Origin of the sequence: Hymenobacter sp. H14-R3 (assembly GCF_030063445.1) — a bacterium.
In the GTDB taxonomy this organism is placed as follows: Bacteria; Bacteroidota; Bacteroidia; order Cytophagales; family Hymenobacteraceae; genus Hymenobacter.
In genome coordinates this window covers 408,922-420,244 of record NZ_JASITD010000001.1, presented here as the reverse complement: position 1 = coordinate 420,244, position 11,323 = coordinate 408,922, and the positions used below count along the sequence as shown (strand labels likewise).

Genomic DNA, 11,323 nt, shown 5'->3' with positions numbered 1-11,323 from the left:
CAAGTGGTAGAACAGTGGCAAGACCGCCAGAATGCGCGGCCCAAGCCCCGCAACTGGCAATTCAAAACGGCCGATGCTCGCATCAAACTTGCTAAATTATACCCGACTATCTAATGTTTTTCAACCACTAGCCAGCTATGTTGGTAGTCGCTGCTGTCGCGCCTGGCCAGCAGGTCTACGGCTTGCCCAACGATGGGAACGAAGGATATTGCCCTGGCTTTGGGCCAGGCAATATCAAACAGCTCCACTCGTGGGCCTGCCAACCGCCGCCAGGCCAGCGTTTGCACATCGCCCTCAAGTAGCCGGACAGGCTCGTAATAGTTGCCTTGCATCACCACCCATTTTATTTGGGAAAGCCTGATAATGAGTGGCTTAGGTCGGGGCAGGGCAAGTGGGTGCCGCCAGGTAAACTCGAGTATTTTGCTTTGCCCGTCCGATGATTCGCGCAGGAACACGTAAGGCATCTGGCCTTTCAGTGTGCGAATGCGGGTCACAGGCAAGTAGTAGCTGGCGTTGGCTGGCTGAAGTGTATCGGTAGCAAGGTTGTGAGTATCAGTGGTTTGCGCGGCGGCATAACTACTGCTAGTTATTGATAAAATACTGGTTATTAGTATGTTAAAGCAATTATCTCGCATCGGAAAGTAAGGGGCTAAAGTGAAGCGACACAAAGCGGAGGTAAACAGCAGTTTTTTATGGGCTAAAAATCAGTGAAAACTCGCCGATAATGTCAGCTCACCCCGCCACCACGGTGCGCCGGATGCCCAGCTTCTTCATCCGGGCTTCCAGGGTCTTCGGATTGATATCCAGCAGCAGGGCCGCGCCGCTGGGGCCGCTCACGCGGCCCTCAGTGCGGTGCAGCGCCAGCAGAATATGGTCGCGCTCCTGCTCGCGCAGCGTTTTGAGGGGCGCGTTGGTAGCATTGGTGGCGGCGGTGGGGGCTGTTTCGCTGGGCAATAGTGCGGCCGTGGGCGGCAGCGCCAGCAGCGTGGGGGCCGCGGCAAAGCCCCCGAATTCCAGCCACGGGCCCTGGCTCACAATAATGGCCTGCTCCAGCACGTGCTCCAGCTGGCGGATGTTGCCGGGCCAGGCGTAGGCTTGCAGCGCGGCCAGGTCGGCGGGCCGGATGGCGCGCGGCGGCCGCGCCAGGCGCTTGCTGAGGGTAGCCAGGTAGTGCTGCACCAGGGGCGCAATGTCCTGCGGGCGCTCGCGCAGCGGGGCCAGGTGAATGGGAAACACGTTGAGCCGGTAGTAGAGGTCGGCTCGAAAGCGACCGGCGCGTACCTCCTCTTCGAGCACGCGGTTGGTGGCGGCCAGCACGCGGGCGTCGGTTTGCAGCACGCGGTTGCTGCCCAGGCGCTCAAACTCCTTTTCTTGCAGCACGCGCAGCAGCTTGGCTTGCAGGTCGAGGGGCAGCTCGCCCACCTCATCCAGAAAAATGGTGCCGCCGTTGGCCAGCTCAAACTTGCCAATGCGGCGCTCCACGGCCCCGGTGTAAGCCCCTTTTTCATGGCCGAACAGCTCGCTTTCAATTAGTTGCGCAGGTAGGGCGGCGCAGTTGATTTTGACCAGGGCCCGGCCCAGGCGGGGCGATGCCTGGTGTAAGGCCCTGGCCACTACTTCCTTGCCGGTGCCGGTTTCGCCGGTAATGAGCACCGTGGCATCGGTGCCCGCCACCTGGGCAATGCGCTGGCGCACCTGCTGCAAGGCCGGGCTGGTGCCGATGAGGCCATCGGCAGGCCGGTCGGTATTGATTTCGTCGATGAGGTAGGTGCGTTCCTGCTCCACCTGGGCCTTGAGCTCCTCAATCTGCTCGAAGGCAAACAGGTTTTCGAGCACCAGCGCAATCTGCGGCACCAGCGACTGAATAACGGACTGGTTATCAGCCGTAAAAGCCTCGGGGTTAGTGGCCGCCAGCGTGAGCACCGCCTGGCTGTCGGGGCGCTGCCAGATGGGGGCCACCAGCAGGGCGCGCGTGCCGTAGTGATCATACACGTAGCGCAGGCGCGGGTAGCGCACGGCCAGCGCGTGGAACTCGGCCCCGGCATACACGCCGGGCGCTTGCAGCAAGCTGCTGAGCTGCAAGTAGATGCCCGCATCGCCCTCAACCGGGGGGCGGTCGAGGGCAAGGGCCACAAAGTCGCCGGTGCCCACCCGCGAAAATTCGGCAAAGGCCTCAAAATCCTTGGCTGGCCCGGTGCGCAGCACCCGAATGCCGAAGTAGTCGAACGGCACCACCTGCCCCAGGCTCTCGGCCACGGCCCGAAACAGCGGCTCGCGCTGCTTGATGCTGAGCAGGGCATTGGTAATGGCCAGCTGCATGGTGCGCTCCCCTTCGCGCCGGGCTATGTCCTCGAAGGCCAGCGTGTTGCCCACAGCCACGGCCACCAGCGAGCCAATGCTGAGCAACAGGTGCTCATCGGCCGCAGAAAGGGCCGGGCGGCGGGCGGCGGCCAAAATAAGGAAGCCCGTGAGCCGCCCGCCCAGCCGCAGCGGCACGGTAGTCATATAGTTGATGCCCTCCCGGCGCAGCTTGTTGAAAGGCTCAAAATCAGGGTATTCAGCCGCGTATTCTTGTAGCGTGATGTGGCGCAGGTGTGGGTCGGCCACCAGCTGCTCGACGGGCGAGCCGGCAATGGGTGAGAAAACAGTTGAAGAGGCATCAACCGGCAGGCTTTCGGCGGGGCCGCCTACGTAGCTGCGCAAAAACAAGCGCTTATTAACTAATTCTTTATCAAAGACATTGATACCGATGAGGTCAAACGGAAAGATGAGCCGCAGCTTGTTGGTGATGACCCGAAACAGGGTTTCCTTGTCGCGGATGGTGGCAATGGCCTCGTTGAGGTGCAGCAGCAGCGATTCGTCGGGGTTGGGCGCGAGCATAGCAACGGATACCGAAAGGGAAGTATTTTAGAAGGGATTCCTGTTATATGAGGAAACCCTTTGTTTAAGGTAATGTTTATTCATTGGGCAAATAAGAGCCTGTTAACCCTAAAATACACATAACAAGCTAGTTACCCCGAATAAACCCGGCTGTAACCTATTGGCACAGCATTGGGTAAGCCTAGTTCACACTACTACGCCACTTGGCTTATGTTTTCTAGATATCAACTTGCCGGTTTTGCGGGCCTGTCCCTGGCGGGCGCGCTGCTGACGCAGCCCGCGCTGGCGCAAACCCTGCCTGGCCTGCCCGCTGCTAATCAGTCCGTTGGCGTGCTCAGCGACTCACTTTCGCTCGGCAGTACTGTGCAAGCAGTGCTTGATGCCAACCCTGGCGTGGCTAACCTTACTGAGCTGGCCAACGCCGCTTCCAGCCGCTTGGCCCAATCTCAGGCCGGCTTCCTGCCCTTGGTTACGGGCACGGCTGCCTACTCGCACCTCTCGCCAGTGTCGCACACTTCTTTTGGCAACGGGCCGGAACTGCGCTTTGCCCCCAACAATGTTTTCGACGCGCACATTACGGCGCAGTACGAACTGTTCGACTTTGGCAAGCGCGGGGCCAGCACGGACCTCTCGCGCTCGCAGGTGCAAACGGCGCAGGATAACATCATCGTGGCCCGGCGCGACCTGGCTTTCAACGCGGCGCAGACCTACTACAACATCCTGTTTATGCGCGAGAGCATTCGGGTGCAGGACCAGCAGATTGCCTCGCTGGTGACGCACCGCAACGAAATGCAGAAACGAGTGGATGCCGGCGTGAGCACCAAATTTGACGTCACGACTACCGACGTGCGCATCACGCAGGCCGAAAACTCCAAGCTCGATTTGCAAAACCAGCTCCTCAACCAGCAGGTGCAGCTGGCGCGGCTGCTGCACAAGCCCCAGCAAACCGATATTCCGGTGAAGGGCCGCCTGGCTTACGAGCCGCGGCCCGTGGACCTGGCCGCCGAACTGGCTAAAGCCGCTGAAAACCGCCCCGAGGTGAAGCTCAGCCGCGATGCCGAAAACACTGCCGAGCTACAGGCCAAGCTCATTAACCGCAGCAATATGCCCAGCCTGGGGGTGGGCGCGCAGGTGGGCGGCAAGAACGGCTACATCTTACCCACCGGCACCATCAACGACGTCCGGTTCAATACCGTGGCGCAGGCCCAGCTGTCGGTACCCATCTACGACGGGGGCCGCAACCGCAAGCAGCGTGTGGAGGCCGCCGCCAGCTACCGCGCCGCCCAGGCCCGTACCGCTGACACCCAGGAGCAGATTCGCGCTGATGTGCGCCAGGCCGTTAATAACATGCAGTTCAGCCAGGCCCGCTACGACAATGCTTTGCAGCAGGTGACCCAGGCCACCGACGCCCTCACCCGCGCCGAGGGCCGCTACCGCTACGGCGTGGGCCAGAACCTCGACGTGCTCGATGCCGAAACCCAGCTCTCGCAGTCGCGCCTAGCCCGCGCCCAGGCCATGTACAATTATACCCTTGGCCAGTACCAGCTGCGCCGCGCCACCGGCGAGCAAATATGGCAGTAATCAGCTGTGAATGAATAAGTTGTTGATTAAGTGGGTGAAGTAATTGGGGCAGGAATGAAGTATATAAGAATACTCCGTCCCCTCACCGCTCACTGCCCATACATAACCTACTCATTCATTAACTAACTCACTGACTCATTCACCCATAATGACCCTCACCACCATCCTCTGTCCGCTTGACTTTTCGGCCGCCTCGGTGGCGCTGGTGGCCTATGCCGCCGCGCTGGCCGTGGGCACCGGAGCCGAGCTGCGCCTGCTTTACGTGCAGGAGCCGGCCGGGCTGGCCGTTGCTGGCATAGAGGCCGAGCTGTATGCCCACCGGGCCGCCGCCGAGGCGGCCGGGGCCCGCCGCGTGAGCACTACCACAGTGCAGGGTGAGGCAGCCCCCAGCATCCTGGCCGAAGCCCAGCGGCACCACGCCGACCTCATCGTGATTGGGGCGCACGGCCAAACCTGCCTCAGCCGCTTTTTGATGGGCAACACCGCCGAAACGGTGGTGCGCACCGCGCCCTGCCCCACGCTGCTCGTGCGCGAATAGCTTGTCGGGCTGCTGGCTATTAGCCGATGGCTGCTGGCTTTTTCGTCCTTTCTTCTGTTCTAGTCCCCGTAAACTCTTCCAACCATTTTTAACAGGCTAGTAGCTAACAGCTAATAGCTAACAGCTCAAAAATATGGCTACCCAAACCCAACCCCACGACGAAGTGCCGACCGCTGTTGCCGAGCCGCTCGAAGAACCCAAAAAGCGTAACCCACTAGTTTTTATTATTTTAGCCCTGGTGCTGCTGGCGGGTGGCTACTTCGGCTGGACGCGCTACCAGTACTCGCAGGCCCACGAAAGCACCGACAACGCGGCCGTAGAAGGCGACGTGTACCCTATCATTCCCCGCGTAGGCGGGCCGGTTATCAAAGTGTATGTCAATGACAACCAGGTGGTGAAGAAGGGCGACACGCTCGTCACCATCGACAAGTCGGACTACCAGCAGCGCGTGAACGCCATGGAGGCGGCCCTCGTGGCGGCCCAGGCCCAGGTAATAGCCGCCCGCGCTGGCGTGGGCACCGCCCAGGCCAACGTGCGCACCGCCCAAACCACCATTGGCGTGAGCGCGGCCAGCCGGACGCGCTTGCAGCAAGACCTGGCCCGTAGCGTGAAGCTCCGTAAGGATGACATTATTCCGCAAAGCGACTACGACGCCGTGGCCGCCAACCTGAAAATGACCACCGCCCAGCAAAGCACCGCTCAGGACCAGGTATCGGTGGCCCGCCAGCAGGTGGTGGCCGCGCAGCAGCAAATCACCGTGGCCCAGGCCGTGGTGAAGCAGCGCCAGTCGGACCTCGACAACGCCAAGCTTCAGCTGAGCTACACTACCCTCGCGGCTCCCGCCAATGGCGTAGTGAGCAAGAAAAATGTGCAGCCCGGCCAAGTAGTAGGCCCCGGCCAGCAGCTCATCGGCTTGGTATCGAGCGGTAAAACCTGGGTGATTGCCAACTACAAGGAAACCCAGCTTGAAAATATGAAGGTGGGCCAAAAAGCTAAGATTGAGGTAGATGCCTACCCTAGCGAGGAGTTTGAGGGACACATCGAGTCACTGTCGGCTGCTACGGGTGCCCGTTTCGCTCTGCTTCCCCCCGACAACGCCAGCGGCAACTTTGTGAAAGTGACTCAGCGCGTGCCCGTCAAAATAGTGCTCGATAAGGAGGATGCCCAGCACCCCCTGCGCGCCGGCATGAGTGTGAACGCGATTGTGGCAGTTAAATGATTGTGAATGAATGAGTTGTGAATGAGTGAATTATTAGTTGCGGATGAGTTTTTAGTTGTGAATGAGTAAATTATTCTTGTAAAAATCACTCATTCACAACTCACTCATTTGTAATTCCCTCCCTTTATTATGATGTGCAGGCGGTGGCTAGGATAGATATTATTTCCAGGTGTTCCTGCTCTAGGGCGGCGAGTTTCGATTTGGGAAAAATTTCGGCATCGCCCAGTAGCTCAAGCCAACAATGCGTTTCGTCGGCTTCCTCCACGCAAATGCACATCTTGGCGTACCATTCGGCCCCCGACCGGCCCCGGCAGGCAGCGCGGTAGTTGGCTGCTACCGAAGTAGCTGAGCGCAAAAGCTGCTTGCCAATTATGGCGGCCTCGCCCGTGCGAGGCAACTGCTGATACAAGCATATAATGCGCAGCGAGGCCATTTTGGTGCGCGCCCGAAAAGCCCCCGCAAAAGCCTCCTTATTATCCATTACTACTACACTGAGGTCTGAGCAAGAAGCGGCTAAGCTACTTCACTCATTCACTCATTCACTCATTCACTCATTCACAGAATGGAAACCGGATTTAAAAAGTGGATTATCGTGGTTACGGTAGTTCTCTGCGTCTTGCTGGAGCTGATTGATACCAGCATCGTGAACGTGGCCCTGACCCAGATGATGGGCAACCTCTCGGCCACGCAGCAGGAAGTAAGCTGGGTGGTGGCGGCCTACGCCATCGCCAATGTGATTGTGATTCCGATGACCGGCTTTTTGGCCGAGCAGTTTGGGCGGCGCAATTACTACCTCACGTCGGTCATCATCTTCACGCTCGCCTCCATTGCCTGCGGGCAGAGCACCGACATCTGGGAGTTGGTGGCGTTCCGCTTCATTCAGGGTGTGGGCGGCGGCGCGCTCATGGCTACGTCGCAGGCCATCCTGATTGATACCTTCCCACCCAAGCAACTGGCCCTAGGCCAAGCCTTGTTCGGGATGGGGGTCATCATCGGGCCCACCATCGGGCCCACGCTCGGCGGCTACATCGTGGATAGCAGCCTCGGCTGGCCCTGGATTTTCTACGTGAACGTGCCGGTAGGTATCCTGGCCAGCATCTTCACCGTCCTATTCATCCGCGACCCCGAGCGCATTAAAAACGCTATTCCGCGCAAGCTGCGTGAGATTGACTGGGCCGGCATCGGGCTGCTGGTGCTGGGTGTGGGCTCGCTGCAATACGTGCTGGAGCAGGGCGAAACCGAGGACTGGTTCGACAGCAGGGTAATCATGCTGTTTGCGACGCTGGCCGCCGTGGGCATCATCGGCTTTATCTGGCGCGAGCTAACGGCCGAGAAGCCCATCGTAGACCTGCGGGTGCTCACCAAGAGCCGCAACCTGGCGGTGGGTGCGTTCCTATCGTTTGTGCTAGGGTTCGGGCTGTTCGCCTCGGTGTTTGTGCTGCCGATTTTTACGCAGCGCATCCTGGGCTTCTCGGCCGCCCAAACGGGCTTGTTGCTGCTGCCAGGGGCGTTGGCTTCGGGCTTCATGATGCCGGTTATTGGCAAGTCGCTGCAAAATGGCGTGCCCCAAAAACTACTGCTGGGCATGGGCTTCACCATCTTCTTTGGCTTTACGTTCTGGATGAGCGCCAAAATTTCGCCCACCGCTGGTCAGGGTGACTTCTTCTGGCCATTGATTACGCGCGGCGTGGGCCTGGGCCTCATTTTCCTGCCCATCACCACCATGAGTCTGGCCGGTTTGCAGGGTAAAGATGCGGGCCAGGCAGCCGGTCTCACCGGCATGATTCGCCAGCTCGGCGGCTCGTTTGGGGTGGCCATCGTGGGCACGTACCTCGAGCGCAGCATGGCCAGTACCCGGGTGGGTCTGCTGCCCAACATCTCGCTCTACAACCCCGAAACGGTGCAGCGCATCCAGGCTTTTACCCAGAGCTTCATGGCCAAGGGCTTCTCTGCCGGCCAGGCGCAGCAGCAGGCCTACGCCGCCCTCGAAGGGGTGCTGATGAAACAGGTATCCATCATCACCTACTCGCAGATATTCACTACCCTGGGCTTCTTCTTCATTGCCTGCCTGCCGCTCATCCTACTGGTGAAGCGCGCCCAGCCCGGCGAAAAAATGGACCTCAACGCGGCGCACTAAAACGTGGCCCGCATTTTGCAAACCATGCTGTATAAGTGATTTATTTAGGTGACCATTGTTAGGCACTAGGTTATAGAAAAGGGCTTCCCGCATTATGCGGGAAGCCCTTTTTGTTGCTGGCTGGTATCAAAGCAACTTATTGATACTGAATGTATAGTGGCACGGGGTTTAGCTCGGTCAGTATTTCCTTGGGCGTCATCAGGTGCGAGCCCTTGGGCTTGATGTCGTATTCGTAAAAGAGCTTGAAGCCAGTGTATTGCACGGGCTGCTTCTCCACGTAAGCTTTGTAGGAATCCTTTTTGAGGGTGGGGCTGCCCCAGCCGTCCATGTCCATCACTACCTGTACGCGCGGGTCGAGCTTGATATTCTGGTAGTTGGTGAGCATGCCCTGCGTGAAGCGGTGCACCATCAGCATTTTGGGCGGCAGATGGTTTTCGCTCACAATGCGGGCCAGGAAGTTGATGGCGTAGTTCACGTCCTTGGCGTCGTAGGTGCCGATTTTTTTGCCGGGCCGCGCGTTTTTGGTGGCCATCGCAAACTCGGGGTCGATGCCCAGGTGAATGGTTGGGTCCTTGAGGTATTCTTCCAGCTTGGGCAGCTCGTGAGGCAAGTCGCTGAGGCCCACCTGCACATCCATAAACAGCAGTCCGTTTTTCTCCTTGGCCCAGGCGCGGGTTTCCTCAATGGTGCTCTTCGAGTTCATAAGGCGGTATTTGCCATCGGAGCCCGCCGCGCCCTGCGCCGTAATGGTCACGCTGTGGATGGCCGGCATTACGGGAATGCTGGGGTCGGCGGCCTGCCACTCGGCCAGCACCTTGTCAAACTTGCGCATCATCTGGGCTTTGGGCTCGCGGCCCAGAATACCCATGCCTTTCGAACGAATGTTGCCATAAAACGCGATAATGCGGTGCCCCGGCAGAATAGCGCCCGGCAGCTGGCCCGTTTTGCGGGCAATGCTGTCGGCCTTCAGTGAGTCGCGCTGCAAAGCCATGCGCTTAATTTTCACGGTATCAATGGGGGTAGGCTGGTTGGCGGTGGTGAGGGAATCGCCCTTCCCAGCCGTGTTTTCGCCCTGCTCAGAGCGGTTGCAGGATGCCATGCCAAGGCCAGCGAGCAGCCCCAGGCCCAAGGCCAGATTACTACGTGAATGCACTATGATTGTAACTAAAAAGTAAATGAAGGCGCAATGTACGGCCGGCTAGGTGGCGCGCAAGGAGCGTGCCAGGGTGGGGCAGCGAGCCAGGCCGCCAGTAAGCTGACTAGGGAGCTAGCCGGTTATCTTGCAGCGTCTTTGGCTAATGCTTTTTTAGTGCCTTCCCGCCTCACCATTGCCCTGCGCGCCCTGGCCGCCCTGGCCCGTACCCCCGCCCTGCTCACCGAAGTGCTGGCCGCCGATGTGCCCGCCTGGCGCGCCCGCGCCCTGGCCCACGCCGGCCGCTGGCCTGGCCTGGCGGGCGGTGGCCTGCCGCTGGTGCCGTTCGCGCACTTCGTGCCACCCACCGCGCCCCTCACCGCCCGCACAGTAGCGCCGTTTGCCTTCGGCGATGGCGGCTCGCTACCTACCGATTTGCTGCTGCTGCGCGCCCTGGCCCGGCAGCACCCGGCCTGCCGCTACTTCGAAATCGGCACTTGGCGTGGCGAAAGCGCCGCCAACGTGGCTGCCGAGGCCACCAGCGTGCACACGCTCAACCTCAGCCCCGCCGAAATGCGCGCCTTGAAACTGCCCGAGCGCTACATTGAGCTGCACGGCCATTTCTCGCAGCCGCTCCCCCACGTGGTGCACCTGCACGGCAACTCCGCCACGTTCGACCTGGCCGGCTTACAGCGCGAGGCCGGGCCATTCGACCTGGTTTTTATTGATGGCGACCACCGTTACGAAGCCGTGCGCCGCGACACGGCCCGCGTATTTGAGTACCTGGTAAGTACCTCTACCACAGTAGTATGGCACGATGCTAGCCGTCAGCCCGGCCAGCCCCGCTGGGAGGTGCTGGCCGGGCTGCTCGATGGCCTGCCGCCCGGCCTGCCCGGCCAGCTAGTACAGGTCGGCAACACGCTGTGCGCGCTCTACTCACCCCAGCCGCTACCCGCCCAGGCCCCCGACCCCCTGGCCGACCCCGGCCAGTTTACCGTGGAAATCAGGATGTAGCGTGGACTCTGTGAGTCCGCGCGTGGCACGATACCCGAACACCCCACGCGCGGACTCGCAGAGTCCACGCTACCTGAGCTGCCGCTTGTACAGCTGCACTACGTTTTCCAGGCCCAGGTATAGCGCATCAGCCACCAGCGCGTGGCCGATGCTTACTTCTTGCAAACCAGGTAGTTCCTGCGCCAGGTAGGCCAGGTTTTCGAGGTCGAGGTCGTGGCCGGCATTCAGGCCCAGGCCGGCGGCCACGGCAGCGTGGGCCGTGGCGCGGTAGGGCAGCACCGCCGCCGCGCGGTCGGTGGGGTAGTAGCGGGCGTAGGCCTCGGTGTAGAGCTCAATGCGGTCGGTGCCGGTGCTGGCGGCGGCAGCAATCAGGGCCGGGTTGGGGTCGAGAAAAATGCTCACGCGGGCTCCGTGGCTTTTGAGCTCGGCCACCACATCGCGCAGGAAGCTCTGGTGGCGCACCACGTCCCAGCCAGCGTTGGAGGTAATGGCGTCGGGCGCGTCGGGCACCAGCGTCACCTGCTCGGGGCGCACCTCGCGGCACAGGGCCAGGAAGTCGGGCGTGGGGTTGCCCTCCACATTGAGTTCAGTCGTAACGACGCTCTTCAGGTTGCGCACATCGTCGTAGCGAATGTGGCGCTCGTCGGGGCGCGGGTGCACGGTAATGCCTTCGGCCCCAAAGCGCTCAATGTCGCGGGCGGCTTGCAGCAGGTCGGGGCGGGCGTGCAGGCCCCGGGCGTTGCGCAGGGTGGCAATCTTGTTGATGTTGACGCTTAACTTAACCACAGATTCAAACGGATTAAACGAGTTTCGCAGATACGC

10 protein-coding genes are annotated in these 11,323 nt (G+C 60.5%); 5 read left to right on the top strand and 5 right to left on the bottom strand.

Annotated features, from left to right (window positions below; translation table 11 throughout):
* Positions 1–110: 110 nt before the first annotated feature.
* Both QMK33_RS01910 and QMK33_RS01905 read right to left on the bottom strand, forming a co-directional pair.
* Positions 111–494: a hypothetical protein gene (locus QMK33_RS01910; protein WP_283562852.1), complete on the bottom strand. Its 384-nt coding sequence runs from the start codon at positions 492–494 to the stop codon at positions 111–113.
* Between the two features lie 238 nt (positions 495–732).
* Positions 733–2,880 carry a sigma-54-dependent Fis family transcriptional regulator gene (locus QMK33_RS01905; RefSeq protein WP_283562851.1) on the bottom strand — a complete coding sequence of 716 codons (2,148 nt, stop codon included), beginning with the start codon at positions 2,878–2,880 and terminating at the stop codon, positions 733–735.
* Between the two features lie 210 nt (positions 2,881–3,090).
* Here QMK33_RS01905 and QMK33_RS01900 point away from each other — a divergent pair, with 210 nt between their 5' ends.
* The 3 genes from QMK33_RS01900 to QMK33_RS01890 all read left to right on the top strand — a co-directional run bounded on the left by QMK33_RS01900 (position 3,091) and on the right by QMK33_RS01890 (position 6,218).
* Positions 3,091–4,461: a TolC family protein gene (locus tag QMK33_RS01900; RefSeq protein ID WP_283562850.1), complete on the top strand. Its 1,371-nt coding sequence runs from the start codon at positions 3,091–3,093 to the stop codon at positions 4,459–4,461.
* Between the two features lie 148 nt (positions 4,462–4,609).
* Positions 4,610–4,999: a universal stress protein gene (locus QMK33_RS01895; RefSeq protein WP_283562849.1), complete on the top strand. Its 390-nt coding sequence runs from the start codon at positions 4,610–4,612 to the stop codon at positions 4,997–4,999.
* Positions 5,000–5,132: 133 nt separating this feature from the next.
* Positions 5,133–6,218, top strand: coding sequence for an HlyD family secretion protein (locus tag QMK33_RS01890; protein WP_283562848.1), 1,086 nt, complete (start codon positions 5,133–5,135; stop codon positions 6,216–6,218).
* Between the two features lie 127 nt (positions 6,219–6,345).
* Here QMK33_RS01890 and QMK33_RS01885 read toward each other — a convergent pair whose 3' ends face one another.
* Complete coding sequence (locus QMK33_RS01885; RefSeq protein ID WP_283562847.1) at positions 6,346–6,699, bottom strand: four helix bundle protein; 354 nt, start codon at positions 6,697–6,699, stop codon at positions 6,346–6,348.
* An 81-nt stretch (positions 6,700–6,780) separates the two neighbouring features.
* Here QMK33_RS01885 and QMK33_RS01880 point away from each other — a divergent pair, with 81 nt between their 5' ends.
* Positions 6,781–8,355 carry a DHA2 family efflux MFS transporter permease subunit gene (locus QMK33_RS01880; protein WP_283562846.1) on the top strand — a complete coding sequence of 525 codons (1,575 nt, stop codon included), beginning with the start codon at positions 6,781–6,783 and terminating at the stop codon, positions 8,353–8,355.
* Between the two features lie 136 nt (positions 8,356–8,491).
* Here QMK33_RS01880 and QMK33_RS01875 read toward each other — a convergent pair whose 3' ends face one another.
* Complete coding sequence (locus tag QMK33_RS01875; protein ID WP_283562845.1) at positions 8,492–9,454, bottom strand: hypothetical protein; 963 nt, start codon at positions 9,452–9,454, stop codon at positions 8,492–8,494.
* Positions 9,455–9,664: 210 nt separating this feature from the next.
* Here QMK33_RS01875 and QMK33_RS01870 point away from each other — a divergent pair, with 210 nt between their 5' ends.
* A complete protein-coding gene (locus QMK33_RS01870) occupies positions 9,665–10,501 on the top strand; it encodes a class I SAM-dependent methyltransferase (RefSeq protein ID WP_283562844.1) in 837 nt (278 codons plus the stop codon).
* A 69-nt stretch (positions 10,502–10,570) separates the two neighbouring features.
* On the opposite strand, the gene QMK33_RS01865 is transcribed toward QMK33_RS01870, so the two are convergent.
* On the bottom strand, positions 10,571–11,287 hold the full coding sequence (locus tag QMK33_RS01865; protein WP_283562843.1) for a pyridoxine 5'-phosphate synthase: 717 nt from the start codon (positions 11,285–11,287) through the stop codon (positions 10,571–10,573).
* Positions 11,288–11,323: the final 36 nt, after the last annotated feature.